The sequence below is a fragment of the Streptomyces sp. NPDC014727 genome (assembly GCF_043083485.1).
Lineage (GTDB): Bacteria > Actinomycetota > Actinomycetes > Streptomycetales > Streptomycetaceae > Streptomyces.
Genome location: NZ_JBIBYR010000029.1, coordinates 14,512 through 39,804, shown reverse-complemented (window position 1 = coordinate 39,804; position 25,293 = coordinate 14,512). Strand labels below are relative to the sequence as shown.

Genomic DNA, 25,293 nt, shown 5'->3' with positions numbered 1-25,293 from the left:
GGTCTGGGCCGACCGCCACCTCTTTGACATGATCGCCTTGGAAACAGGCAGAGAAAGCGCATTCCGTCCAAGGATTCGCGCTCCAGAGCAGGGATCGAGGGAGCGGCCGCGGTGATCCTGACGGTCACACTGAATACGGCACTCGACCTGACGTACGGCGTCCCGGAACTCGTCCCGCACGCCAGCCACCGCGTCAGCGACATGTCCGAGCGCCCCGGCGGCAAGGGCCTCAACGTGGCACGGGTGCTCTCCACCCTCGGCCACGACACGGTCGTCACCGGATTCGCCGGAGGCACCACCGGAGCCGTACTGCGCGAGCTGCTGGCCGCACCGGCGCCACGGGACACGGATCCGGCGGCCGCCACCGCCGCCGCGTCAGCCGCCGCGCCGATCACCGACGCCCTCGTCGCCGTCGCCGGGAACACCCGCCGCACGATCGCCGTCGTCGACCGGGCCACCGGCGACACCACCCAGCTCAACGAACCCGGCCCGCTCGTCAGCGCCGACGAATGGGCCGCACTCCTCGGCCGCTACGAGGAGCTCCTCACCGGGGCCGACGCCGTCGCCCTCTGCGGCAGCCTGCCGCCCGGCATACACGTCGGCGCATACGCCGAACTGGTCCGCCTGGCCCGTGCGGCGGACGTCCCGGTTCTCCTGGACACCAGTGGCGAACCCCTGCGCCGCGGCATCGCCGCCCGCCCCGACCTGATCAAGCCCAACGCGGACGAGCTCGCCCAGCTCACCGGCTCCCGCGAGCCGCTGCGTGCCACCCGCGACGCCCGCCGCCGCGGTGCGCACGGGGTCGTCGCGTCCCTGGGCCCGGACGGCATGCTGGCGGTCACCCCCGACGGCATCTGGCAGGCGTCCCCGCCCGCCAGGGTCCGGGGCAATCCGACCGGTGCGGGCGACTCCGCGGTGGCCGGGCTGCTGTCCGGCCTCGTCGAGGGGCTGAGCTGGCCGGACCGGCTGCGGCGGGCGGTGGCACTGTCGACGGCGACCGTGCTCTCCCCGACGGCCGGGGACTTCGACCGCGCGGCGTACGAGGAGCTGCTGCCGCGCGTCGGCGTCGAGGAACACGCAACGGCGGCCTGAGGCCGCGCCCGTACCGAACCCGCCCGAGCGCGGGTCCGAAGAAGTAGCAAGAGGTCAGCATGCCGCTCGTCAGCACCGGTGAACTCGTCTCCGCCGCACAGGCCGAGGGACGCGGAATCGCCGCCTTCAATGTCATCACGCTGGAGCACGCGGAGGCCATCGCGGCCGGCGCCGAGCGGGCCGGAGCGCCCGCCATCCTGCAGATCTCCGAGAACGCCGTGAAGTTCCACGGCGGTCGGCTCTGTGCCATCGCCGCCGCGGCCGCCGCGGTCGCCCGCACTTCCACCGCCCCCCTGGCTCTCCACCTCGACCACGTCGAGTCCGTGGAGCTGCTGCACCAGGCGCACACGGAGGGGTTCGGCTCGGTCATGTTCGACGCCTCCAAGCTGCCGTACGAGGAGAACGTGCGCGCCACGGCCGATGCGGTGGCCTGGGGGCATGAGCGCGGCATCTGGATCGAGGCCGAACTCGGCAAGGTCGGCGGCAAGGAGGGCGAGGCCCCGCTCGACGCCCACGCCCCCGGCGTCCGCACCGACCCGGCCGAGGCCGCCGCGTACGTCCGCGACACCGGAGTGGACGCGCTGGCCGTCGCGGTCGGCTCCTCGCACGCCATGACCGAGCGCACCGCCGCCCTGGACCACGCCCTGATCGGCCGGCTCCGCGACGCCGTCCCGGTCCCGCTGGTGCTGCACGGCTCCAGCGGCGTCCCGGACGACGAGATCCGCCAGGCCGTCGCCTCCTCCGGCATGGTCAAGATCAATGTGGGCACGGCACTGAACACGGCGTTCACCGGCGCGGTACGGGCCTACCTGGCCGAGAACACCACGGGCGTCGACCCGCGCAAATACATCGCGCCGGGGCGCGAGGCGATGGCCGCGACAGTGGCGGGGTTCCTGGCCCTGATGGGCTGACGACCCGCATGCGAAAGCGGTCCGGCCCCCACACCCGAAGGCGTGGGGGCCGGACCGCTCGCGTACAGGTCAGTGCTTCACGTGACCGGCCTTCAGCGACAGCTGGTCGAGATTGGCGTCGCACTGGTCGCCCTCGTTGCACGAGATCGTGATCGAGTTCGAGCCCTTGCTGAGCTGCATCCAGGCGAACGTGGTCGTCCAGCCCTTCTCCAGGTCACCCTCCGGCGCGTTCGCGAAGTTGCTCATCCTGATTTCGCGGGGGGCCTCGGAATTGACCGTGAGGGACGTCTTGGCGTCCTTGCCCGGCACGCCGTACGTCACGAACAGCGTGTACGGACCGGCCTCCGGCACCTCGACCGACCAGGTCGCCGACCTGCCGACCTCGTTGAGGTTGATGTACTGGCCGTTGGCGCTCTTGGCTCCCGGGGTCGTGTTGTCCAGCTGGGCCGAGCCGCCGAGCTTCAGCGTCGCCGCGTCCTGCTTGGGCAGCTCGGCCGGGGCCTCGGAGCTCGCGGACGGCTTGGGCTTCGGGGACTCCTGCACCTGGCTGCCGGGGCCGGCGGAGGAGGTGACCTCGTCCTTCTTCTTGTCCTTGTCGTTGCCCGTGATCAGCGCGGCGCCGATACCGATGAGGACGACCAGGACCACCGCGACCGCGCCGATCAGCAGGCCCTTGGTGTTCGGGCCGCCCTTGCCGGGGCCGCCGGTGCGGCCGCGGCCGCCCTGCTGGACCTGCGCGGTGGGGGCGCCGCCGGGGTACGTCTCCGGGGCCGCGTACTGCGCGTTCGGCTGGCCGTACGCCTGCTGGTGCGGCACCTGCTGCCCGTACTGGCGCTCGCCGACGGTCCGCACCTGGTTGTACGAGGTCCGGGGCACACCGGGCTGCGGAGCCACCGGAGGGTAGCCGTAGCCGCCCTGCCTCGGCGGCTGGGCGCCCGCTGCCTGTCCGTCCTCGTACAGGTAGCCGAACGGATCGTCGTCCTCGGGCGTGTTTGCGCCGTTGTTCCCGGCCGTCATCCCTGGGTCACTCCTCACCATGTCGCCAGCCGTCGCCGAAAATTGCCAGCCGTGGCCGACCGGCCGAGCCTACCCCGAACGGCCCGCCCCAAGAATTGCCGTCGCCCGTCCCGCAACCGCGGCCGCGTGCGGGAACGGCACCGCCATGAACATCAGCCGGCCCGGCGGTGAACCTTCGCCCGGGACCGCTTCTCCACGTACATCCGCTGGTCCGCGGAGCGCAGTACCTCTTCGGCGGTCATGCCGCAGGCGGCCCAGCCGATGCCGAAGCTCGCCCCGACACGTACCGCCCGCCCGTCGACCCGGATGGGCGGAATGATGGCGTTACGGAGGCGTACGGCCAGGTCCGCGGCGTCCGCGGCGCCGAGTCCGTCGGCGAGCACGACGAATTCGTCACCCCCGAGCCGGGCGACGGTGTCGCCGTCGCGGACACAGGTGGTCAGGCGTCGGGCGACCTCGATCAGGACGGCGTCGCCGGTGTGGTGGCCGAAGCGGTCGTTGATCGACTTGAAGCCGTCGAGGTCGCAGAAGAGGACCGCGAGGCCCTTCGCCCCGTCGTCGTTCTCGGTGTCGGGTGCGACGGAATGCACATGGTGGTCGTACGGCCCGCCGGGCGCCGCGTCCACGTCGTGGCCGTGCGTCCGCGCGTCCGGATCGTCGGCGTCGCCGTACGCGGCGTCCAGCGCCTCGACCGGGGTGGTGGCCACCGAGTGCGGGCGCTCGCAGAGCCGGGAACCGAGCCGGGAGCGCAGTTCGGCGCTGTTGGGCAGACCGGTGAGCGCGTCGTGCGAGGCACGGTGCGCGAGATGCAGCTCGTGGCGCTTGCGCTCCTCGATGTCCTCGACGTGGGTGAGCAGGAAGCGCGGGCCGTCCGCGGTGTCGGCCACGACGGAGTTGCGCAGCGACACCCAGAGGTAGGTGCCGTCCCGGCGGCCGAGCCGCAGCTCGGCCCGACCGCCCTCGGCGGAGGTGCGCAGCAGGGTGCCGATGTCCTCGGGGTGGACGAGGTCGGCGAAGGAGTAACGGCGCAGCACGGACGCCGGGCGGCCGAGCAGCCGGCACAGGGCGTCGTTGGCGCGCAGCAGCCGACCGTGCTGGTCGCCGCCCATCTCGGCGATGGCCATGCCGCTGGGTGCGTACTCGAAGGCCTGGCGGAAGGACTCCTCGCTGGCCCGCAGCGCCTGCTGCTCCCGCTCCAGACGGACCAGCGCGCGCTGCATGTTTGCTCTCAGCCGGGCGTTGCTGATCGCAATGGCCGCCTGCGACGCGTACATCTGGAGGGCCTCACGGCCCCAGGCGCCGGGGCGGCGGCCGTTGCGGGGGCGGTCGACGGAGATGACGCCCAGCAGATCGGAACCGCCGCCGGACGCGTACATCGGGGCGTAGAGGCGGTCCTCGGGGTGCCACTCGTCCTCGAAGCGGGGATCGGGCCCGTCGGTGTGCCACTGCGGTACGTCGTCGTCGAGGAGGACCCAGCCGTCGGTGTGGGGTATGAAGCGGAGCTCGTCCCACTCCTCACCCATCGAAAGCCTGCGCTCCCAGGAGCTGCGCGAGCCGACGCGGCCGGTGATGAGGGCTTCCGCCGCGCTGTTGCCCGCGAAGGCGGCGACGACGAGATCGCCGTCGGCACGGACCAGGTTCACGCAGGCCAGCTCGTAGCCGAGACCGGCGACGATTCCGTCGGCCACGGTCTGCAGTGTGTCGGCCAGGCTCCGCGCCGTATTGAGATCGGCGACGGCCTGGTGCAGCTGCCGCAGCGTCGCAAGACGGACGTACGGCTCCGACTCGGCCTCCATTGCTCGCACTCCCCGAGACCTCGACAGCACTCCAGGTTTCATATCGACGTACTTACTGCAGTGTCACGGCCACTGAATCACAGTGAGCTGTGCAGTCGGTACACAGGGTCAGCAAATATTGCACTCTGTGACTCAAGTCACAACAGATGGTAAAGGGGCGTGCGTGCCGCGCGGCTGCGGTCCGTCCTTTTCTTGAACGCAAATCCGGGCGTTGCAGTACCGGCCGCCGCGACCGTGGCCGGGGTCCTAGGACCGGCCTGGTCCCCTGGTCCGATGCGGCGGGACGGCGGGCGCGGCTAGCGTGCCGGGTGTGTTGCAGACGAAATCCCCCGCCCCGCGTTCCGAGCCCATCCTCCATGCTGAGGGGGTGAGCAACGATGAGTTCCGTGGCGCCCTCGCCCGGCTGGCCGCCGGAGTGGTGCTGATCACCGCCGAGGAACCGCCCCTGGACGAGGACGGACGCGGCGAGGACGTCGGGATGACGGCGACCGCCTTCATGTCGGTGTCGCTGGACCCACCGCTGGTCATGGTCAGCCTGCGCAACGGCTCACGGATGGACGATCTGCTGGCGGAACAGCCGCTGTGGGCGGTCTCCGTGCTCGCCGAGAGCCAGCGGCACGTCGCCGGACGGTTCGCGATGAAGGGCCGGATCAGCGACCGGCTGTTGTTCGAGGACATCCCCTTTTCGAGGGGAGAGACCACCCGCGCGCCACTGGTCGGCGGCGCGCTGGCCACGCTGGAGTGCCGGACCGAGCAGCGGGTCCTGGCGGGCGACCACACGCTGGTGATCGGCCGGGTGCTGAGCGCGGCCCTGCCCAGCGGCGACGGGGCACCGCTCACGTACTTCCGGGGGCGGTACCGGCAGTTGGGGTGAGTCCTGCCGACCGCCGCACGGCCGGTCGTGCGTCGTCACCAGTCGCGGCCGGAGCGCCCGCGCTTCGTGTCGCCGCGCTGCTTCTTCTCGCGCAGCCGGCGTTCGTTGATACCGCGCGGAATCCTGGTCTTGCGGCGCGGTCTGGGGGGCGGCGCCGTGGCCTCGGCCAGCAGGGAGGCGAGCCGCACGAGCGCCGTCTCCCGGTTGCGCCATTGGGAGCGGTGTTCGGACGCCCGTACCGCGATCACTCCGTCCACCAGCCTGTTCTCCAGACGCTGGAGCGCCCGCTCCTTCCACACCTCGGGAAGCGAATCGGTCGCCGCGAGGTCGAAGCGGAGCTCCACCTGTGAGTCGCTGGTGTTCACGTGCTGCCCGCCGGGCCCGGAGGACCGCGAGAAACGCCACATGAGCTCGGCCTCCGGCAGGGAGACCGAACCGCGGATGACATAGGGCCCGGACATGACACCCATGTTCCCCGGCCCACGGGGTGTTCGTCATCTTCTTTTGCCGTACGGGCTGTGCCGTACGGCACAGGCAGGACATCGGGCCGACCGGGGGACTTCAGTAAAGAAAGTAAAGGGAGAAGGAACCTCCCGGTCCCTCGTCCGCGTTATGACCTGTGACGGTAGCTTCTTGATGGCATGAAGCCCGCACTCGACGATGAAAGGGACTTCCCATGGCTGTAAGCCTGTCCAAGGGCGGCAACGTCTCGCTCACCAAGGAGGCCCCGGGCCTGACCGCCGTCACCGTCGGCCTCGGCTGGGACGTCCGCACCACCACCGGCACCGACTTCGACCTCGACGCCTCGGCGATCGCGGTGGACGCCGGCGGCAAGGTCGTCTCCGACGGCCACTTCGTCTTCTTCAACAACAAGTCGACGCCGGACCAGACCATCGTCCACACCGGTGACAACGTCACGGGTCAGGGCGAGGGCGACGACGAGCAGATCAACGTCAACCTGGCGGGCCTGCCGGCCGAGGTCGACAAGATCGTCTTCCCGGTCTCGATCTACGACGCCGAGACGCGCAGCCAGAACTTCGGCCAGGTGCGCAACGCCTTCATCCGCATCATCAACCAGGCCGGCGGCACGGAGATCGCCCGTTACGACCTGAGCGAGGACGCCGCCACCGAGACCGCCATGGTCTTCGGCGAGCTCTACCGCAACGGTGCGGAGTGGAAGTTCCGCGCGGTCGGCCAGGGTTACGCCTCGGGCCTGCGCGGCATCGCCCAGGACTTCGGCGTCAACCTCTGACGTTCCGCAGCCGGTAGATCCGTACACACCGGGAGCCCCCGGCCGCGTCCCTCGCGGCCGGGGGCTCCCGTGCGTCTGCGCGGTGTTGCACAACTGCCCCTGGGTCCCGCCGAATAGCGAACACAAGCGCACTTCATTCGGACAAGAAGTGGTCAAAAAAATGTGAGGTATTTGTTAGTACACCGTCAATCTTGGTCATTCGGTGGCACGCTCTCCGCTCGTAACCCCCCACGGAACGAGCAACGGAGAACACATGACCCCCCACATGAACACCCGTCGCGCCGCAGCCCTGGCCGCCGTGGCCGCGATGGTCGTCGTCGGCGTCCAGACCGGATCGGCGAACGCCGCCCCGGACAACGGCACCGACGCCCCCTCCGCCTCTCGCAGCACCGTCCCCTTCGCCGCGAACAGCGGCTCGCAGCGCACCGCCGCCATCAAGTCCGCCCAGACCGACGCCTCTTCGACCGCCGACTCCCTCGGTCTCGGCAGCAAGGAGAAGCTGATCGTCCGTGATGTGATCAAGGACGCCGACGGCACGGTCCACACCCGCTACGAGCGCACCTACGCCGGGCTCCCGGTCATCGGCGGCGACCTGGTCACCCACACCGCTCGCGGCGGCGGGCTCAAGGGCGTCACCAAGGCGACCAAGGCCCGGATATCCGTGCCGTCGACGACGGCGAAGATCAAGACCGCGACCGCCGCCCGCAAGGTGATCTGGGCGGGCGACGGCAAGCCCGTCCTCGCCTTCGAGACGGTGAGGACGGGGGTGCAGAAGGACGGCACGCCCAGCAGGCTGCACATCATCACCGACGCGACCACCGGCAAGAAGCTCCAGAGCTACGAGGCGATCGAGACCGGCATCGGCAACAGCCAGTACAGCGGCCAGGTCGATCTGACGACCACCAAGGCCGGCTCCGGTTTCGAGCTCACCGACGGCGACCGGGGCGGCCACAAGACGTACGACCTCAACCAGGGCGAGAGCGGCACCGGCTCCCTCGTCACGGACGACGACGACACCTGGGGCGACGGCACCGGCAACGACCGCCAGACCGCCGCCGTCGACGCCGCCTACGGTGCGGCGAAGACCTGGGACTTCTACAAGTCCGCGTTCGGCCGCGACGGCATCGCCGGTGACGGCAAGGCCGCGTACTCGCGGGTCCACTACGGCGACGCGTACGTCAACGCCTTCTGGGACGACAGCTGCTTCTGCATGACGTACGGCGACGGCGCCGACAACAAGAGCGCCCTCACCGCTCTCGACGTCGCGGGCCACGAGATGAGCCACGGCCTGACCGCGTCCACCGCCAACCTCGACTACTTCGGCGAGTCCGGCGGACTCAACGAGGCGACCAGCGACATCCTCGGCACCGCGGTGGAGTTCTCCGCCGACAACAGCACGGACGTCGGCGACTACCTCATCGGCGAGAAGATCGACATCAACGGCGACGGCACCCCGCTGCGCTACATGGACAAGCCGAGCAAGGACGGCGGCTCCGCGGACTACTGGGACAGCAGCGTCGGCGACCTCGACGTGCACTACTCCTCCGGCGTCGCCAACCACTTCTTCTACCTGCTGTCCGAGGGCAGCGGCGCGAAGACGATCAACGGCGTCGACTACGACTCCCCGACCGCCGACGGCTCCACGGTCACCGGCATCGGCCGGGACAAGGCCGTCCAGATCTGGTACAAGGCCCTCTCCGAGTACATGACGTCGAGCACCGACTACGCGGCCGCCCGCACGGCGACCGAGAAGGCCGCGACCGACCTGTACGGGGCGGACAGCGCCGAACTCGCGGCCGTCGACGCCGCCTGGAGCGGCGTCAACGTGAAGTAGCACCACCCGCTCGTGCACGGGAGCCGGTCAGCCCTCCGAGGCAGGCCGGCTCCTGCCGTACAGCCAGGTGTTCCACAGCTTCGTCAGATCCTGACCGGTCGTCTTCCCCACATAGGCGGTGAAGTCGGCGGTGGACGCGTTGCCGTGCCGGTGGGCCTTCGTCCAGCCCTTGATGAGCGCGAAGAACCTCTTGTCGTCGTGCACGGCCTGCCGGATCTTGTGGATCACCATCGCCCCGCGCCCGTACACCGGGGCCTGCGAGATGTCCGCGGCCGTCGGTGGATCGGCGGGCGGAAAGGCCCAGTTGTCGTCGTCCTCGAAGGCGGCGTCGAACCGGTCCTGGACCGGGTTGTCCTCCTTGTCGGCCTCCCACATCCACTCCGCGTAGGTCGCGAAGCCCTCGTTGAGCCACATGTCCCGCCAGCTCTCGGGCGTGACGGAGTTCCCGAACCACTGGTGGGCCATCTCGTGGACGAGCAGCCCGGTGCTCGGCGGGCCCGGGAAGTACGGCCGGTTCTGGGTCTCCAGCGCGTATCCGGCGTCCCCGGGACGCCCGACGATCGCGCCTGTGGCGGAAAAGGGGTACGGGCCGAAACGTTCCGCCTCCCATTTCACGACCTCGGGAACGCGGGCGAGCACCCGCGCGCTGTCCGCCGCCACCTTCGTGTCCGCGGCGGTGAACACCTTGATGCCGTCCGGGGTGGTCGACGACTTCGTGTCGAACCGGCCGATGGCGACCGTCGCGAGATAGCTCGCCATCGGTTCGGCGACGTGCCAGTGGTACGTGGTGGTGCCGTCGGAGGTCGCGCGGGACGCCAGCTCGCCGTTGGAGACGGCCGTCAGCCCCTTGGCGACGGTGACGGTGATGTCGTACGACGCCTTGTCGCTCGGGTAGTTGTTGCCGGGGAACCAGGCCATGGACCCGGTCGGTTCACCGAGCGCGACCGCTCCGTCCGCCGTCCTCAGCCAGCCCTCCTTCGACTTGTCCGGGTCGGTGATGGTCTGCGGGTTGCCGGAGTAGCGGACGACGGTACGGAACGTCCTGCCCTTGCGGAGGTGGCTCCCGACGTCGGCGTCGGGACGCAGCGTCAGCTCGTGGCCTGCCCGGTTGACCGCGGCCGGGCGGCCCTCGACGGTCGCGGACTGCACGGTGAGTCCGACGAGGTCCAGGTTGAAGGCGCTGAGGTCCTGGGTGGCGCGCGCGGTGATGGTCGCGGTGCCACGCAGCCGGCGGGCGGGCGCGTCGACGTCGAGGGCGAGATCGTAGTGCGTGACGTCGTAACCGCCGTTGCCGAGCCTCGGGAAGTACGGGTCGTGCAGACCGGCCGCGCCGGGAGTGCCTTCGACGCCTCCGGCGCAACCGGTCGAGGTCGTCAGAACCAGCAGGGCGAGGGCGACGTTGCGTGCCGTACGGCGAACCGGTGTTCGGTGATCCACACACGCGATCCTAGGCACGGGACGTCTGAACGCGGGGTGCCGACGCGGCGGGCCGGCCGGGCGCCGGGCGGGGGGTGAGCCAGGTGGGGGAAGCGGGCCGGGCGGGGCGGGGGCCGGAATGACGCGGGCCGGAAGACCCTGTTCGCCCCGCCCGCCCGTTCCGCGGGCCTGCCGGGCCCGCTCGCGCGTTCGGGCCGCTCGGACTACTTGGCGAGGGCTGCGACGCCGACCGTCGCGAACTTCTCGTCGAGGTCACCGCTGGGGGCTCCGGCCACGCCGATGGCCGCCACCGGGGCCCCCTTGACCTGCACCGGGGCGCCGCCCGCGAGGAACAGGGTGCCGGGGATGTCCTTGAGGGTCGGAGCCTGCTGCAGGCGCTTGGCCAGCTCGGAGGTGGGCGCGTTCCAGGAGACGGCGGTGTACGCCTTCTTCACGGCCGACTCGTACGAATGCGGGCCGGCGCCGTCGCCCCGCAGCGTCACGACGGTGTTGCCGTTGCGGTCGACGACGGCGACGGAGACACGCTGGTTCTCCTTCTGCGCGGCGTCGAGGGTGGCCTGCGCGGCCTTGGTGGCGGCGGCCACGGTCAGGTGGGTGGTCTGCTGGAGCGAGGCCACGGTGAAGACCCACCTGGGCCGCATCTACGACAAACTCGGCGTCGACACCCGCGCGGGCGCCGTCGCCGGGGCGAAGGAGCAGCGGCTGCTCCCGTAGGCCCCGGACCGGCCCCGGTGGATCCGGCGAGGAGCGCCGCAGCAGCGGCCGCACCCGATCGAGCAGCCACCCGCCCCGGCGTCGGCCCGTGCTCGGGCATGACACCATCGAACCGTGCTCGACATCGGCTACTCCCTCTCCCGGCGCTTCCCCGATCCCCCGCAGACCGACTACCGCCGCGCGGACGTCCACGCCCTGCGGCACGATCTCTTCTCCGGGGACGTCTATCTCGCGGACACCAAGGCGGACCGCGAGGTGTCCACAGCCTGGGGATGGGTGCCGGTGCTCGACTTCGCGTGGGCGCTGTGCGACATCGTCGAGCAGATCGACCAGGACCCGCGCGGCAATCGCTCGCACCGGCCGCAGTTCGCGGAGCTGGACTTCACGGAGTCGTCCGACCGGATGCTCTTCGAACGCCGCTTCGGCTGGGTCGACGTCGAGGCCGACTGGATGCCCGGCGACGAGCCCCCGCTCACCTTCAACCACTCGATGCTGCGCCGCGAGGCCCGCGACTTCCTGCACGATCTGATCGCCGACCTCGCCGACATGCACGAAGGGCTCGCCGACAATCCCGTGATCTGGGACCTCCAGGCCCGCTTCCCCCGTGTCTGATCCGGGCGTCCGGCCCGGCGGTCACGGCCACAGCACTAAGCCTCCACCCGCACCCCGATCTGCGCCGCGAACGCCGGAGCCAGCTCCATCAGCTGCGCCGGGCTGATCACCGCACCCGCCAGCCGCTCCACCCCGCGCGCGATGTCGAGCTCCGCGACCGTCCGCAGGTCCACCGCCTCCATCCGTACGGAGCTGAAGTCCGCCCGCTTCAGCACGCAGTCGCGGAACTCCACCCGCACCAGCTCGGCATTCCCGAAATCCGGCTCGGACAGCACACAGCCCTCGAACACCACGTCCTTCAGCCGCGCCTTCCGCAGATTCAGGTAGTCGATCTTCCCGCCGCGCACCAGCACTCGCTCCAGTACCGCGCCGTGCAGCTGCACCCCGCCCAGCCGTGCGTCCACCACCTCCACGTCCCGCAGCGACGCCCCCGCGAGATCGGTGCCCACACCCCGTACGCCCGTCAGCACCGAGTCGATGAAGCGGGCCCTGACCAGCTCCGTGCGGTCCAGTGCGCAGCCGTTCAGCGCACAGTCCATGAACCGGGCGCCCGGCCCCGACTCGTCCGCCAGATCCGCCCCCTCGAAGCGCACCCCGTCGTAGTCCCCGTCGGGCTCCAGGCCCTCCCCGTCGTACGGAACGAGCGGCGGCAGCCGCACCTCCGGCCGGCGTGCCGTCGCGATGGTGTCCGTCTTCCTGCTGCTGCGTGCCATGCCCCCCATCGTCACCCACCCCACTGACAACGCCCCTCACGGCTGCGGGTGAAACAGAACGACCGCGGCGCCACGACGGGGCTTGACCTCCCGGGTGTCCGGTGCATCCCCGTGGGGGCCTACCGTCCGCCGAGCTCCGCCAATGCCCCGTCCGTCAGCCGGTACACCGTCCACTCGTCCTGCGGCCGCGCGCCCAGCGACTCGTAGAACGCGATGGACGGGGTGTTCCAGTTCAGCACCGACCACTCCAGGCGCTCGTAGCCCCGCGCCACACAGATCCGCGCCAGCTCCGTCAGCAGAGCCTTCCCGTGCCCGCCGCCGCGCCGCTCCGGACGCACGTACAGGTCCTCCAGGTAGATGCCGTGCACCCCACGCCACGTGGAGAAGTTCAGGAACCACAGTGCGAAGCCGACCGCCTCGCCGTCGTCCGACTCCGCGATGTGCGCGTACGCGGCGGGCCGCTCGCCGAACAGCGCCTCGTGCAGCTGTTCCTCGGTGGCCCTCACCTCGTGCAGGGCCTTCTCGTAGTCGGCCAGCTCACGGACCATGGCGTGGATGACGGGTACATCGGCAGGGGTCGCGGTGCGAATCATGAGGGCAGCGTAAGCACCGGCCCGTGACCGGCCGACTCCGCCCCCAGCAACTGCCGCGCGATCTCGGCCTGCTCCGGATCCAGCCGCCGCCGCCCGTCCGACACGTCCCACAGACCGTTCTGCAGCAGACGCCCCAGAGTCCAGGCCCGCGCCCGCTCCCGGTCCAGCCCCAGCGCCTGCGTCATCACGTCGAACCGCCACCGCACCGCCGCCGCGTCGAACCTGTTGACCAGCGCCGGAAGCAGCTCGAACCCCGGATCGCCGACCAGTGGTTTCGGGTCGATGGCCACCCACCGGCCCTCCCTCCCGGCCAGTACGTTCCCGTAATGCAGGTCCCAGTGCAGCAACCGGTCCCCCGGCTCCCCGGCGACCTCCCGGACCGCCGCCGCACAGTCCGCCAGCAGCCGCCGCTCTTCCTCGTCCACCAGCGCCGCCACCGCCCCCGGCGCCTCCTGAAGCATCCGCTCCGTCATCTCCCCCAGTCCTCGCAGCGGAGGCAGCCCTCGCAGCTCCGGCGATCCCGGCGGGGCCTGCGATCCCGGCGGGGCCAGTGGTCCTGGCAGCCCGTGATCCGCCGGAGCCGGAGCCGGTACGGACGACAGCCGGGCCAGCAGCTCCGCCAGAATCAGCACCGCCTCCCGCTCGTCCGCCATCCCCGCCAACGAGCGGCGGCCGTCCAGCCGCTCCAGCAACAGCGTCCCCGTCGCAGCGTCGTGATCCAGCAGCTCCACGGCCCCCGCGCCCGCCTCGCCCCACACCCGCAGCGCGACCGGCTCCCCCACGGTCTCCTCGTCCACCGGCTGAAGCTTCAGTGCCGCCGGACGACCGTCGGCCACCCGCACCACCGGAAGCACCAGGGCGCACACCCCGTGGAACGCCTCACCGTCCCGCCGCAGCCCCCACCGCTCCAGGAACTCGGCGGCCCGCCCCGGCAGCGCCGCCAGAAAGGCCCGCCCGGCCGCTCCGTTGTACTTGGACTGGGTGTCGATCAGTCCGTCCGGAATGTCAATCACGCGGACGATCGTAGAGGCGTGCGTCAATCGGATATGACTCCGAGCAGCCCCGCCCAGCCCACCCGGCCGCGCACCACCGCCGGCTCGTGGATCCGCAGCGTCGGCTCATGGATCCGCAGCGCACCGGGCACCTACATCTGGCTGGCAGCGCTCTTCGTCACGACCGTCATCGTGCACCAGATGTCCCCGGACTTCGAGGAGGACTTCCTGCGTCAGCGCTCGACCAACATCCACGAACTCTCCCACGACCCCGTACGCGTACTGATCGTCAGCGCCCTCTGGATCGACAGCGGCCGGTGGCTCCCCTACGCCGTCCTCTACACCGTCTTCCACGCCTCCGCCGAACGCTGGCTGGGCACCCTGCGCTGGCTCGCCGTCGCCATCGCGGCCCATGTCCTCGCCAGCCTCGTCAGCGAAGGCATCCTGGCCTGGGCCATCCGGCACGGACACGTACCGGAGTCCGCCGCCAACACGCTGGACATCGGGGTCAGTTACGCGCTCGCGGGCGTCGTCGCGGTCCTCACGTACCACGTCCCGGCGCCCTGGCGGTACGTGTACCTCTTCGCCGTCGTCGTCTTCTACGGCATCCCGCTCATCATCGGCCCCACCTTCACCGACGTCGGCCACTTCACCGCCGTGCTCATCGGCCTCGCCTGCTACCCGCTGACCCGCTCCCGGCACAGGACGAAAACCCCTCCGGCGCAGTAACGTCCCGCTCACACGATTCACCACAGGGCTTCACACCGGACAAAGCAGGGGCAACATGAGCACCGTCAGCACCGTCAACGGCGGCATATCGTTCTGGTACGCGGACCAAGGCACCCCCCTGGCCCGGGAGCCCCTGCCCGGCGACACCACCGCCGACGTCTGCATCGTCGGCGGCGGATACACCGGGCTGTGGACCGCCTACTACCTCAAGAAGGCCGTGCCCTTCCTCAACATCGTCGTCCTCGAAGGCAAGTTCTGCGGCTACGGCGCCTCCGGGCGCAACGGCGGCTGGCTCTACAACGGCATCGCGGGCCGCGACCGGTACGCGAAACTCCATGGACACGAAGCCGCCGTCCGCCTCCAGCAGGCGATGAACGACACCGTCGAGGAAGTCGTCCGCGTCGCCGCCGAGGAGAACATCGACGCCGACATCCACCAGGGCGGTGTGCTCGAAGTCGCGTACACACCGGCCCAACTGGCCCGGCTCAAGGACTTCCACTCCGTGGAGATCGCCTTCGGCGAGAAGGACCGCGTCCTGCGCGGCGCCCGCGAAACCGCCGAACGCGTCAACGTCACCGGAGCCGTCGGCTCCACCTGGACCCCGCACGGCGCCCGCCTGCATCCGGTCAAACTCGTCAAGGGCCTCGCGGCGACCGTCGAGGCGCTCGGCGTCACCATCCACGAATCGACACCGGTCACCGCGATCGAGCCCAAGCACGCCCGCACCCCGTACGGCACCGTCCGCGCCCCGTACATCCTGCGCTGCACCGAGGGCTTCACCGCGAACCTCAAGGGCCAGAAGCGCACCTGGCTCCCCATGAACTCGTCGATGATCGCCACCGAACCGCTCCCCAGGTCGATGTGGGACACCATCGGCTGGGACGGCCGCGAAACCCTCGGCGACATGGCCCACGCCTACATGTACGCCCAGCGCACCGCCGACGACCGCATCGCGCTCGGCGGTCGCGGAGTGCCGTACCGGTACGGCTCGGCCACCGACAACGACGGCCGCACCCAGCTCGCCACCATCGAGGCTCTCCGCGACATCCTCGTCCGCCTCTTCCCCACCACCGCGGCCGCGCGCATCGACCACGCCTGGTCCGGTGTCCTCGGCGTCCCCCGTGACTGGTGCGCCACCGTCACCCTCGACCGCTCCACCGGTCTCGGCTGGGCCGGCGGCTACGTCGGCTCCGGCGTCGCCACCACCAACCTCGCCGCCCGTACCCTGCGCGACCTGATCCAGCAGGACTCCGGGCAGTCCGGCCCCACGGAGCTGACATCCCTGCCCTGGGTCAACCACAAGGTCCGCCGGTGGGAACCGGAACCCTTCCGCTGGCTCGGCGTCCACGGCATGTACGCCGCCTACCGCGCCGCCGACCGCCGCGAACTCACCTCGCCCCGCGCGGGCACGGACCCCGTCGCCAAGGCCGCGGACCGGCTGTCCGGACGGCACTGAGCGAACGGCCGGACCTCCGCCACCGGGTGGGTGGCGGAGGTCGTCGGGCCATGCGGTCAGCGAGGTGAAGGCCGAGCGGGTGCTCAGGTGCCGGAGCCGTGGTCGGCCAGGACCTCCCCGATCACGTGTCGTGCGCGGGCGGCGGCAGAAGCGGCGCGAGCCTCGGCAGCCACTGCTGCTCCTTGCTCACCTGCAGGGCCGCTCCGGGGATACGGGGCAGCCGTACCGCCATGTCCGGGCCGAGCCGGTACATGGCGTTGTCCGTGCCCGAAGAGGCCACCGGTTCAAGGGGAAGATCCGTCCACTGCGGAAACTGCGCGCCGATGAGCCGTCTCACGAGAGGGACGTCGAGCTCAACCTCGTCGGGGTGCATCTTCCCGGCAACCATGAAAACCCTTCGTCTGATCGGCAGAGCCCCGACCACGTCGACCGCCTCGGCCGTGTCGGCCGTGTCGGCCGTGTCGGCCGTGTCGGCCGTGTCGGCCGTGTTGACGTCGACCGCTTGTGCGCCTTGTCCGCTCGTCCGCCTCGTCCGCGCGTCCACCAGCCGGGCTTCGAAAAGTTCGAGGCCCGTCTCCTCGTACAGTTCACGCGCCGGCGTCTCCCGCGGCTGCTCGCCCGGATCGATCCCTCCGCCCGGCAGGTGCCACAGCCCGGGTTGTGCCGGCGACGGGCCGGCCGGGCCTGTCCTCACCCCGGCGCCGGGGCGCCCCCGGACTACTGCGGGACGCCGCCGAGTCGGATCGCGTGGGTGCTGTCGGGCGGGACGGGCCCGCCGCAGGCGTCGCAGACGGTGCGGGGGTGAAGTACCGCGCCGCAGTCATGCTTGAGCACCGTCGGGGGTTCCCCCTCGGTCACGTAGCGGTCGCCCCATTCCATGAGGGCGAGCAGGACCGGCTGCAGCGCGAGTCCGGCTTCGGTCGGTGTGTACTCGTAGCGCGGAGGGTGGGCCTGGTAGAGCTCCTTGGCCAGGACTCCGTTCTCCACGAGCTTCTTCAGCCGGGCCGTGAGGATGTCCCGGCTGGCGCCGGTGTTCGCCGCGATCTGGTCGAAGCGGCGCGCCCCGAGGAACACCTCCCGCAGCGCGAGCAGGCTCCAGCGCTCGCCGATGACGGCGAGCGAGTTCGCGATGGAACAGGGACGTGGGCGAGCGGCGGGCATCTGCGTGGACCTCCTGAGGGCTGCGGCGTGCTGACGGGTCACGGCGTATCCGGGCGCCGCTTCGGCGGTCGCGCCTGCCGGCCGCAGGCGCCCCGCTGCGGGCGGCCGGTGCGGGAAGCGGCGGCGGCGTGGTCCTGCGCATGCGAGCCCGGCACGTATGCAGAGGGTCCGGCCCGCGCCCGCCCTTCGGGCCAGTTGTCGTTTCCAACTCACTATGGCACAGCGCGTTGGAGAACGAGACCCGCATGTCCGCTCAGAGGTCGACGCCCGGAGTGGCGTCCAGCACCGAACAACATGAAGGTTTGATTTTCAAACTGACCTACCTATAGTAAGTCCTGTTTTCCAACTATCCAGCGGGCTCGTTGGGCTCGCCCGAACGAGGAGACCGGAATGAGGGCTTCACCACCCGGCAGCGCGCATGCCACCGATGAGGAGGCATGGGCTCGGATCGACCCCTTGTGGCGATCCTGGGCGGGTGCGCACGGGGGTCATGTCGCGGCGGCGGCGCTCACCGCCATGCGGGAACGAGCCGTCGGGGAAGGCCGCCCGGTCCGCGCCCTGACCGCTCATTTCCTCGCTCCTGTCGACACCGGTCCGCTCCATCTGTCCCTGGCCAGGCCGTCGGTGGGGCGCCGGGCCGCGACCTGTGCCTTCACAGGCCATCAGGACGGAACCACGGTGCTCGTGGGCTCGGCGGTATTCGGCCGCGGCCGCCGGGGGCCCAGATATGACGGACGGAGCTCGCCCCGGGTACCGGGCCCGGCCGACTGCCGGCCCCTCGACCTGTCGGCCGGGTTCGTGGCCTTCGCCCGGCAGGTGGAGATCCGTCCCGCCACCGAGGCCCTGCCTCTCGCCGGGGGCGAGCGGGCCGAACTGGTCGCCTGGGTGCGGTTCACCGACGGGCGGGCGCTGGACGAGGCCGCGGTCGTCACCCTCACCGACGTCCTCCCACCGGCCCTGTTCGCGCGCTGGCACACCCCGCGCCCGGTGCCGACCGCCGAGCTGACCATCCACTTCACCGACGCGCTGGATTCCGGAGCACGCGCGGACTGGGCCCTGGTCCGGATCCGCACCGAACAGGCCGGCAGCGGCTGGGCGGTGGACGACAGTGCGGTGTGGTCGGCCGACGGCCGACTGCTGGCCCTCGCCCGCCAGGCCCGCGTCGTCCAGGACGCCCCCGCGGAGCACGCATCCGCACCCGCGGCCACGACACCCCTGCAGGAGACCCTGTGAACATCGGCGGAACCGTTGCGCTCGTCACCGGAGCCAACCGCGGACTGGGCCGCGCCTTCGCCCGCGGCCTGCTGGCTCGCGGCGCGCACACCGTGTACGCGGCAGCACGTGACCCGAAGACCGTGACCGACCCGGGGCTGACACCCGTCGCACTCGACATCACCGACCCGGCCTCCGTGGCCGCAGCCGCCGAGCGTTGCTCCGACACCACCCTGCTGATCAACAACGCGGGCATCCTGCGCGGCGATTCGCTGCTCACCGCGGACACTCTCGACGGGGCGCGCGCCGAGTTGGAGACCAACCTGTTCGGCACGCTCGCCATGTGCCGCGACTTCGCCCCCGTTCTCGGCGGGAACGGCGGCGGAGCCCTGGTCAACATGCTCTCCGTGCTCTCCTGGCACACGCTCCCGCAGATCGGCTCGTACGGCGTCTCCAAGGCCGCGGCCTGGTCGATGACCAACGCGGTACGCGAAGAGCTCCGCCCGCAGGGCACCCTCACGGTCGCCGTGCACGCCGCGTTCATCGACACCGACATGCCGGCCGGCACCGACCAGCCCAAGATCAGCCCCGCCGACGTGGTCGAGCAGGTCCTCGACGCCGTCGAGGCAGGCCGCGAGGAAGTCCTCGCCGACGCCGTCACCCGCCAGATCAGGACCATGCTCTCCGGAGGAGAGAACCATGACCACTGATCTGCGTGACGCGACGGCCGAGGTGCGCGACAACGCCCGTGGCAGCCGCCCCGGGCCGGTCCTCGTCGCCGCCTGCCTGGGGCTGTTCACGGTGTTCCTCCAGACCACCGAGACCATCGGCACGCTCGGCGCCGTCCAGGCCGACCTGCACCTCGCCCCGGCCGACATGGTGTGGGTGCCGAGCATGTACACCCTGATCGTGGCGTCCTGCGTACTCGGCGCCGGCGCACTGGCCGACCGGTGGGGGCGCAAGCGCGTCTTTCTCGCCGGGACCGCCGCCATGGCCGCAGGCGCGCTGGTGCTGGTCCTCGCCGACGACCTGGCCACCGTCCTCACCGGCCAGGCGATCGCCGGCCTGGGCGGCGCCCTGGTCACCCCCAGCTCGCTCGCGCTGATCACCCACACCGTCCGCGACCCGCGCCGCCGCGCCGGGGCGATCGCCGCATGGGCGGCCACCTCCGGACTGGGCCTGGCCGTCGGCCCCCTCGTCGCGGGCCTCGCGCTGCGCTGGTGGACCTGGCACGCGGCATTCTGGCTCAACCTCGTCGTGGCGGGCCTCGCGGCGGCGGTCGCGCTCGGCCGGGTCACCGAGTCCCGCAACCCTGCCCAGCGCCTGGACTGGACGGGACAGTTCACCGCGATCGCAGGTCTCGCGCTCCTGGTCTTCTGGCTGATCGACGGCGGTCACCACGGCTACGGCTCCGCACGGGCCCTGGCCGCCGCCGTGGCAGCGGTCCTCCTGCTGGCCGCCTTCGTCCTTGTCGAACTGCGCCGTACCGCCCCCATGGTCGACCTGCGGCTGATGCGCGATCCCTCCTACAGCGCCTCCCTTCTGCTGGCCGCGACCGTCCTGTTCGGCTTCGTCGGCCTCTCCCTTCTCCAAGTGCTGTGGCTGCAGCGGGTACGGGGACTGACCGCCCTGCAGGTAGGCGTCCAACTCCTCGCGGAATTCGGCACGTTCATCGCCGCCTCGGTTCTGGCCGGAATACTGGTACGCCGACTCGGCCCGCGCGTCCTGATCACGGCGGGCCTGCTGCTCGCGGCCGCCGGCGCCGCCCTCTTCGCGCAGGTCGAACCGGACATCGGGTTCGCCGGGTACGTCGCCGCCTTCGTCCTGTTCGGCTTCGGCTGCGGTCTCGCCAACGCCCCGTCCACCGCCCTCGCCGTGGGCCACGTCCCACACGGCCGCGAGGGCGAGGCGGGCGGCACCGTCAACGCCGCCCGCCAGATCGGCGCCGTCCTCGGCACCAGCATCCTCGGCACACTGATCACCACACGCTTCGAGGACCGCCTCCCCCGCGTCCGCGACCCGCGCACCGCCTTCACCGACGCGGTCTCGCACGCCACCTGGGTCGCGGTCGCGGTCCTCCTCGTCGGCACGGCACTGGCACTCGGACTGTCGGCATGGTCCCGTCGCAGGGTCACCACCCCATAAAGGCCGCAAGCGGGCGCTTCCGGCAGCCGCCGCACGGCGGACACGATCCCCGACGATCCGGAACCTGCCTCTGAACCCGCAAGTGGCCCCACGGCCACCGGCGCGGCCCGCGCCCGGCGTCGCCGCCGCGTCCACTGAACGAAAGAAGCCCAGGTCAGAGCACATCTGACCTGGGCTTCCTGCCGAGCCCCCTGTCGGATTCGAACCGACGACCTACGCATTACAAGTGCGTTGCTCTGGCCAGCTGAGCTAAGGAGGCGTGCCGGAGCAGTGTAACCAACACCGCGCCCCGCGCGGTCCCGAAATTTCGCGGTCCTCGAACTACTGACAGATTTCAAATGTCCAGGTAGCGTCGCTGAGGATTCACCCAAGTGGACCAGACCACTCCCTTACTCGGATCGTCCGGCACGTTCCTGCCGGTGAAGGAGAAGATCCAGCATGGCCAGTGTCACGTTCGACAAGGCGTCCCGCGTCTACCCCGGCTCCACGAAGCCGGCCGTGGACCAGCTGGAGATCGACATCGCGGACGGCGAGTTCCTCGTCCTCGTCGGTCCTTCCGGTTGTGGCAAGTCGACCTCCCTGCGCATGCTCGCGGGTCTTGAGGATGTCAACGGCGGCGCGATCCGCATCGGTGACCGCGACGTCACGCACCTGCCGCCGAAGGACCGGGACATCGCCATGGTGTTCCAGAACTACGCGCTCTACCCGCACATGACCGTCGCGGACAACATGGGCTTCGCGCTCAAGATCGCCGGTGTCAACAAGACCGACATCCGGGCGAAGGTCGAAGAGGCCGCCAAGATGCTCGACCTCACCGAGTACCTGGACCGCAAGCCGAAGGCGCTCTCCGGTGGTCAGCGTCAGCGTGTCGCGATGGGCCGGGCCATCGTGCGTGAGCCGCAGGTCTTCCTCATGGACGAGCCGCTGTCGAACCTCGACGCCAAGCTCCGTGTCTCCACCCGTACGCAGATCGCCTCGCTCCAGCGCCGTCTGGGCATCACGACCGTGTACGTCACGCACGACCAGGTCGAGGCCCTGACCATGGGTGACCGTGTCGCGGTCCTCAAGGACGGTCTGCTCCAGCAGGTCGACTCGCCGCGCAACATGTACGACAAGCCGGCGAACCTCTTCGTGGCCGGCTTCATCGGCTCCCCGGCCATGAACCTGGTCGAGGTCCCGATCACCGACGGCGGCGTGAAGTTCGGCAACAGCGTCGTCCCGGTCTCCCGCGAAGCGCTCACCGCCGCCTCGGAGAAGGGCGACACGACCGTCACGGTCGGCATCCGCCCCGAGCACTTCGACATCGTCGAGCACGGCGGCGCCGCCGCGAAGTCCCTCTCGAAGGACAGCGCCGACGCCCCGGCCGGTCTGGCCGTCTCGGTCAACGTCGTCGAGGAGCTCGGCGCCGACGGCTTCGTCTACGGCTCCGCGCAGGTCGGCGGCCAGGACAAGGACCTGGTCGTCCGCGTCGGCGGCCGCGCCGTTCCGGAGAAGGGCACCAAGCTGCACGTCGTGCCGCGCCCGGACGAGCTGCACGTCTTCTCGACCTCGACGGGCGCGCGTCTCACCGACTGACGCCCCGCCCCGCGCACCGGCATCACCGCACCACAGTGGCCCCGCACGTTCTTCGTGCGGGGCCGTTCGCGCGTCGCGGGGCGCGTCCGGGTTTGAATCCGTACGGTGCCGGATTCCCCGGCACACCGGGCATTTCACAGCGGCCCGTCAACACGCGATTCGAAAAACGCCCTCGAACCATCCCCCTCAAGAGTGACGTAATGTCGCCAGATCATCACTGCCCGCTACGCTCGCTGCGTGACCCACACCGCTCGCCGTATCGGCCGATCCCTCGCTTTCGTCCTGCCCGTCGTGATGGTCCTCTCCGGGACCCTCGCCGTCACCAGCGTGCCGTGGGCAGCGCACAACTCCGAGTCCCAGGTCCTGGCCGCCTCCGCCCAGGACGTCTCGAAGCCTGCCCGGACGCGCACCCCGCAGGACCTCCTCCGTGACCGGCTGCTCCTGGAGCTCCGGGAGAAGGACCCGGGTGTCGCCCTGACGGACCTGCAGCGTTCCGTCGAGGCCCGGCCCTCGCTCGCCCAGCACTGCATGTCGATCGCCAGGGCGCTGGGCCGCGCGGCCGTCGAGCAGTACGGTCCGACGCGGGCCCACAGGTTCTCGCGTCCCGTCTGCGACACGTCCTTCGCCTCGGGCGTCGCACAGTTCAGCTGACCGGCCGGTCCGGGCACCGCATATCGTGCCTGGCATGCATACGTATCCGACGCAGGCCGTGGTCCTGGCAGGTGGCCAGGGGTCGCGGCTGCGCCCGTACACCGATGACCGCCCCAAGCCGATGGTCGAGATCCCGGGCACCGGGACCCCGATCATCGGCCATCAGCTTTCCTGGCTGGCCGCCGAGGGCGTGACCGACGCCGTGGTGTCGTGCGGTCATCTGGCCGAGGTGCTCCAGGAGTGGCTGGACTCGGCCGTGCTGCCGCTGCGCGTGACGACGGTCGTGGAGTCCGAGCCCCTGGGACGCGGCGGTGGGCTGAAGTACGCCGCCGCCCGGCTCCCCGATCCGGAGCAGCCCTGGTACGCCACCAACGGCGACATCTGGACGCGTTTCTCCCTGCGCGAGATGGCCGCGTTCCACGCCGAACGCGACGCGACCGCCACCCTGGCCCTGGCCCGTCCCCGCATCCCGTGGGGCGCCGTGGAGACGGACGCGTTCGGGCACATCACCGACTTCATCGAGTCGCCGCCTTCCCCGTATCTGATCAACGCCGGCGTGTACGTCTTCTCCCCCGCGTTCACCGACCTGCTGCCGGACCTGGGCGACCACGAGCGGACGACGTTCCCGCGGCTGGCCCGTGAGCGCAGGCTGGCCGGGTATCCGCTGCCGCACGGCGCGTACTGGCGGGCCATCGACACCGCGAAGGACCTGACCGAGGCCGCCAAGGAGCTCGACGGGCCGTAGTGCTGTGACACGCGACGAGGCACGACGCAGGGGCGGTCACCGGAACGAACCGGTGACCGCCCCTGCGTCCTGTGCCGACCCGACAGGCTCTCAGCCGAGCAGACCGCCGATGGGGTTCTGCCCGCCGCCGGACGTGCCGCCGGTGGAGCCGCCACCGCCGTCCGATCCGCCGGTCGCCGAGCTGCCGCCGGCGCCGGTGGAGCCGGAGGAACTCGGGCCGGAACTACCGGACGGAGGCGGCTGCGGGGCCGTCTGCTGCGGGGGCTGCTGCACGGTGCCCTGGGTCTGGCTGGGCTGCCCGGCACCGGCCGCCTGGCCGGACTCGCGCACGGAGTCCGCGGCGGGCGTGGACGCCTGGGCCGAAGGAGTGGTGGAGGCACTGCTGCGGGACGGCGAGGGGCGCTTCCCGCCGGGCGTGTGGGAGGCCCTGCGGCTCTGGGACTCCTGCGGGAGCGGGGAGCCGGGGAGCTGGTTGGTCGGGTTGCCGTTCGGGCCGGGCACGGTGACGACCCCGGACGAACGGACCGCGCCGCCGAGCATGGAACCCACGAGCAGAGTGAGGCCGACGACCACGGTGGCGACGACGGCACCCCGGCGCAGCACCCGGCGGCGGAGGTCCCAGATCGCCGAGCGCGGGCCGAGCCTGCGCCAGGCCTCGCCGGCGAGCCGTCCGTCGACGGAGTAGACGGGGGCGCCCGCGATGATCAGCGGGCTCCAGGCGGCGAGGAAGATGATGTCGGGCGCGTCGTAGACGGCGACGGTGCGCCAGCTGACGGTGACCAGCAGGGCGGCGGAGAGGAGTGCGCCGACGGAGGCGGCGACGCGCTGCCAGAGGCCGAGGACGGTGAGGACGCCGACGACGACCTGGAGGAAGGCGACGGTGAGTCCGGCGCCGACGGGGTGCGAGAGCGCGAAGTCGCGCAGCGGCTCGGCGAGCGCCCAAGGGTGCAGCGAGGTGAGCCACTTGACCATGGAGCCGCGCTCGCCGCCGTCGAAATAGACGGGGTCGCACAGCTTGCCCATGCCGGCGTAGACGGAGATGAAGCCGAGGAAGACGCGCATGGGCAGCAGCACGACGCCGAGGTTCATACGGCGCCCGGGGTAGTACGCGTGCCGCACGGAGTCGTTGCCGTGCCGCGGCCCCCGGGCCTCGGTGATGTCGTCGTACTCGTCGTCGTACTCGTCGTCGTACGCCGCGCGGCCGTACGGTCCGGTGTCGACGGGGTCGTAGGCGCCGACCGCCTGGCGCATGGGCGGCAGCAGCGGGCCGTTGCCGGGGCGGTCGGGCCGGCGGGGTGCCGTGATGACGGGGTTGGGCCGAGTCTCTTCCAGGCGCTCGATGACCTGGGTGCCGCCCATCCCGCCGTCGAAGTCGTGGCCGGTGCGGGGGGCGTAGGGATCGTAGGAGTCGTACGCGGAGGTCGGCCGGCCCGCGGTGGAGTTCCGTACGGCCTGGAGGAGCCCGGTGGCGCCGGGATCGCCCGGGGCGGACCTGCCGCTCCACACGACGGGCGAGCGCCTGCCGCGCACCGCTCCGGCGCCGCCGCTCATGGCGGGGATCCTGGGCGTGCCCGCGCGGGCCGGACCGCGCAGCCGCGGACGCTGGCCGGGGGCGAGCTGTACCCGGAAGCTGGCGTGGTTGACGATGACCTGCGCGGGGTCGCAGTCCACCTTGGTCATGCTCAGGGCGGGTAGTTCGTCGAACCGAGGCGTTCTGGTGTCCACACTCATCTAACCGAGTGATGTGTGTTTAGGACACTGCCTTGACGGGCCCGATGTGTC

Annotated in this window: 24 protein-coding genes, 1 tRNA gene and 2 pseudogenes; 15 read left to right on the top strand and 12 right to left on the bottom strand. The window is 71.0% G+C overall.

What is annotated here, in order from left to right:
• Nucleotides 1–111: 111 nt before the first annotated feature.
• Nucleotides 112–1,092 carry a 1-phosphofructokinase family hexose kinase gene (locus tag ACF1B9_RS31455; RefSeq protein ID WP_391745878.1) on the top strand — a complete coding sequence of 327 codons (981 nt, stop codon included), beginning with the start codon at nt 112–114 and terminating at the stop codon, nt 1,090–1,092.
• A 59-nt stretch (nt 1,093–1,151) separates the two neighbouring features.
• Entirely contained in the window at nt 1,152–2,003 is an 852-nt protein-coding gene (locus tag ACF1B9_RS31450) for a class II fructose-bisphosphate aldolase (protein ID WP_361445514.1), read from the top strand.
• 69 nt (nt 2,004–2,072) lie between these two features.
• On the opposite strand, the gene ACF1B9_RS31445 is transcribed toward ACF1B9_RS31450, so the two are convergent.
• Both ACF1B9_RS31445 and cdgB read right to left on the bottom strand, forming a co-directional pair.
• The gene (locus ACF1B9_RS31445) at nt 2,073–3,020 is read right to left on the bottom strand and encodes a carbohydrate-binding protein (RefSeq protein WP_391745876.1); all 948 of its coding nucleotides are present in this window, start codon (nt 3,018–3,020) and stop codon (nt 2,073–2,075) included.
• Nucleotides 3,021–3,172: 152 nt separating this feature from the next.
• Nucleotides 3,173–4,816, bottom strand: a complete 1,644-nt coding sequence (cdgB, locus tag ACF1B9_RS31440) for a diguanylate cyclase CdgB (protein WP_391745875.1) — start codon at nt 4,814–4,816, stop codon at nt 3,173–3,175.
• Between the two features lie 367 nt (nt 4,817–5,183).
• On the opposite strand from cdgB, the gene ACF1B9_RS31435 reads away from it, so the two are divergent.
• Nucleotides 5,184–5,690, top strand: coding sequence for a flavin reductase family protein (locus ACF1B9_RS31435; protein WP_391745873.1), 507 nt, complete (start codon nt 5,184–5,186; stop codon nt 5,688–5,690).
• Between the two features lie 35 nt (nt 5,691–5,725).
• On the opposite strand, the gene arfB is transcribed toward ACF1B9_RS31435, so the two are convergent.
• Nucleotides 5,726–6,160, bottom strand: a complete 435-nt coding sequence (arfB, locus tag ACF1B9_RS31430; protein ID WP_391745871.1) for an alternative ribosome rescue aminoacyl-tRNA hydrolase ArfB — start codon at nt 6,158–6,160, stop codon at nt 5,726–5,728.
• A 206-nt stretch (nt 6,161–6,366) separates the two neighbouring features.
• On the opposite strand from arfB, the gene ACF1B9_RS31425 reads away from it, so the two are divergent.
• A complete protein-coding gene (locus ACF1B9_RS31425; RefSeq protein ID WP_391745869.1) occupies nt 6,367–6,942 on the top strand; it encodes a TerD family protein in 576 nt (191 codons plus the stop codon).
• Nucleotides 6,943–7,195: 253 nt separating this feature from the next.
• The gene (locus tag ACF1B9_RS31420; protein WP_391745867.1) at nt 7,196–8,776 is read left to right on the top strand and encodes a M4 family metallopeptidase; all 1,581 of its coding nucleotides are present in this window, start codon (nt 7,196–7,198) and stop codon (nt 8,774–8,776) included.
• Between the two features lie 27 nt (nt 8,777–8,803).
• Here ACF1B9_RS31420 and ACF1B9_RS31415 read toward each other — a convergent pair whose 3' ends face one another.
• Nucleotides 8,804–10,213, bottom strand: a complete 1,410-nt coding sequence (locus tag ACF1B9_RS31415; protein ID WP_391745866.1) for a M1 family metallopeptidase — start codon at nt 10,211–10,213, stop codon at nt 8,804–8,806.
• 203 nt (nt 10,214–10,416) lie between these two features.
• A pseudogene (locus tag ACF1B9_RS31410) lies at nt 10,417–10,824 on the bottom strand (heme-binding protein); the annotation flags it as partial.
• On the opposite strand from ACF1B9_RS31410, the pseudogene ACF1B9_RS31405 reads away from it, so the two are divergent.
• Nucleotides 10,820–10,927 (top strand): annotated as a pseudogene (locus ACF1B9_RS31405) (LuxR C-terminal-related transcriptional regulator); the annotation flags it as partial. The pseudogenes ACF1B9_RS31410 and ACF1B9_RS31405 sit on opposite strands and share 5 nt — an antisense overlap.
• A 114-nt stretch (nt 10,928–11,041) precedes the next feature.
• Nucleotides 11,042–11,539, top strand: coding sequence for a hypothetical protein (locus ACF1B9_RS31400; protein ID WP_376274452.1), 498 nt, complete (start codon nt 11,042–11,044; stop codon nt 11,537–11,539).
• Nucleotides 11,540–11,574: 35 nt separating this feature from the next.
• Here ACF1B9_RS31400 and ACF1B9_RS31395 read toward each other — a convergent pair whose 3' ends face one another.
• The 3 genes from ACF1B9_RS31395 to ACF1B9_RS31385 all read right to left on the bottom strand — a co-directional run bounded on the left by ACF1B9_RS31395 (nt 11,575) and on the right by ACF1B9_RS31385 (nt 13,867).
• Nucleotides 11,575–12,252 (bottom strand): pentapeptide repeat-containing protein, encoded by a 678-nt coding sequence (locus tag ACF1B9_RS31395; RefSeq protein WP_391745864.1) that lies wholly within the window; start codon nt 12,250–12,252, stop codon nt 11,575–11,577.
• A gap of 119 nt (nt 12,253–12,371) precedes the next feature.
• The gene (locus ACF1B9_RS31390) at nt 12,372–12,845 is read right to left on the bottom strand and encodes a GNAT family N-acetyltransferase (protein WP_391745862.1); all 474 of its coding nucleotides are present in this window, start codon (nt 12,843–12,845) and stop codon (nt 12,372–12,374) included.
• Nucleotides 12,842–13,867 carry an aminoglycoside phosphotransferase family protein gene (locus ACF1B9_RS31385; RefSeq protein WP_391745946.1) on the bottom strand — a complete coding sequence of 342 codons (1,026 nt, stop codon included), beginning with the start codon at nt 13,865–13,867 and terminating at the stop codon, nt 12,842–12,844. The genes ACF1B9_RS31390 and ACF1B9_RS31385 overlap by 4 nt, the downstream gene beginning before the upstream one ends.
• Before the next feature lie 24 nt (nt 13,868–13,891).
• On the opposite strand from ACF1B9_RS31385, the gene ACF1B9_RS31380 reads away from it, so the two are divergent.
• Nucleotides 13,892–14,566, top strand: a complete 675-nt coding sequence (locus ACF1B9_RS31380) for a rhomboid-like protein (protein WP_391745860.1) — start codon at nt 13,892–13,894, stop codon at nt 14,564–14,566.
• Between the two features lie 55 nt (nt 14,567–14,621).
• Nucleotides 14,622–16,022 (top strand): NAD(P)/FAD-dependent oxidoreductase, encoded by a 1,401-nt coding sequence (locus ACF1B9_RS31375; RefSeq protein ID WP_391745859.1) that lies wholly within the window; start codon nt 14,622–14,624, stop codon nt 16,020–16,022.
• Between the two features lie 121 nt (nt 16,023–16,143).
• Here ACF1B9_RS31375 and ACF1B9_RS31370 read toward each other — a convergent pair whose 3' ends face one another.
• Together ACF1B9_RS31370 and ACF1B9_RS31365 are read right to left on the bottom strand one after the other, a co-directional pair.
• Nucleotides 16,144–16,716, bottom strand: coding sequence for an NUDIX domain-containing protein (locus ACF1B9_RS31370; RefSeq protein WP_391745857.1), 573 nt, complete (start codon nt 16,714–16,716; stop codon nt 16,144–16,146).
• A 23-nt stretch (nt 16,717–16,739) separates the two neighbouring features.
• On the bottom strand, nt 16,740–17,183 hold the full coding sequence (locus tag ACF1B9_RS31365; RefSeq protein ID WP_376274467.1) for a winged helix-turn-helix transcriptional regulator: 444 nt from the start codon (nt 17,181–17,183) through the stop codon (nt 16,740–16,742).
• A 390-nt stretch (nt 17,184–17,573) separates the two neighbouring features.
• Between ACF1B9_RS31365 and ACF1B9_RS31360 the strand changes: the two genes are divergently transcribed.
• Genes ACF1B9_RS31360 through ACF1B9_RS31350 form a run of 3 tightly spaced genes read left to right on the top strand, consistent with a single transcriptional unit; the run spans nt 17,574 to nt 20,540 of the window.
• Entirely contained in the window at nt 17,574–18,416 is an 843-nt protein-coding gene (locus ACF1B9_RS31360; protein ID WP_391745855.1) for an acyl-CoA thioesterase, read from the top strand.
• Nucleotides 18,413–19,105: an SDR family oxidoreductase gene (locus tag ACF1B9_RS31355; RefSeq protein ID WP_391745853.1), complete on the top strand. Its 693-nt coding sequence runs from the start codon at nt 18,413–18,415 to the stop codon at nt 19,103–19,105. The genes ACF1B9_RS31360 and ACF1B9_RS31355 overlap by 4 nt, the downstream gene beginning before the upstream one ends.
• On the top strand, nt 19,095–20,540 hold the full coding sequence (locus ACF1B9_RS31350; RefSeq protein WP_391745851.1) for an MFS transporter: 1,446 nt from the start codon (nt 19,095–19,097) through the stop codon (nt 20,538–20,540). Before ACF1B9_RS31355 ends, ACF1B9_RS31350 begins: the two co-directional genes overlap by 11 nt.
• 185 nt (nt 20,541–20,725) lie before the next feature.
• On the opposite strand, the gene ACF1B9_RS31345 is transcribed toward ACF1B9_RS31350, so the two are convergent.
• Nucleotides 20,726–20,799 (bottom strand) — tRNA-Thr (locus tag ACF1B9_RS31345).
• 179 nt (nt 20,800–20,978) lie between these two features.
• On the opposite strand from ACF1B9_RS31345, the gene ACF1B9_RS31340 reads away from it, so the two are divergent.
• From ACF1B9_RS31340 to ACF1B9_RS31330, 3 genes are all read left to right on the top strand, one after another.
• Nucleotides 20,979–22,115 (top strand): ABC transporter ATP-binding protein, encoded by a 1,137-nt coding sequence (locus tag ACF1B9_RS31340; RefSeq protein WP_391745849.1) that lies wholly within the window; start codon nt 20,979–20,981, stop codon nt 22,113–22,115.
• 237 nt (nt 22,116–22,352) lie between these two features.
• Nucleotides 22,353–22,766 carry a hypothetical protein gene (locus tag ACF1B9_RS31335; RefSeq protein ID WP_391745848.1) on the top strand — a complete coding sequence of 138 codons (414 nt, stop codon included), beginning with the start codon at nt 22,353–22,355 and terminating at the stop codon, nt 22,764–22,766.
• 34 nt (nt 22,767–22,800) lie between these two features.
• On the top strand, nt 22,801–23,511 hold the full coding sequence (locus tag ACF1B9_RS31330; protein ID WP_351075293.1) for a nucleotidyltransferase family protein: 711 nt from the start codon (nt 22,801–22,803) through the stop codon (nt 23,509–23,511).
• A 90-nt stretch (nt 23,512–23,601) separates the two neighbouring features.
• On the opposite strand, the gene ACF1B9_RS31325 is transcribed toward ACF1B9_RS31330, so the two are convergent.
• A complete protein-coding gene (locus ACF1B9_RS31325) occupies nt 23,602–25,242 on the bottom strand; it encodes a DoxX family membrane protein (RefSeq protein ID WP_391745846.1) in 1,641 nt (546 codons plus the stop codon).
• Between the last annotated feature and the right edge of the window lie 51 nt (nt 25,243–25,293).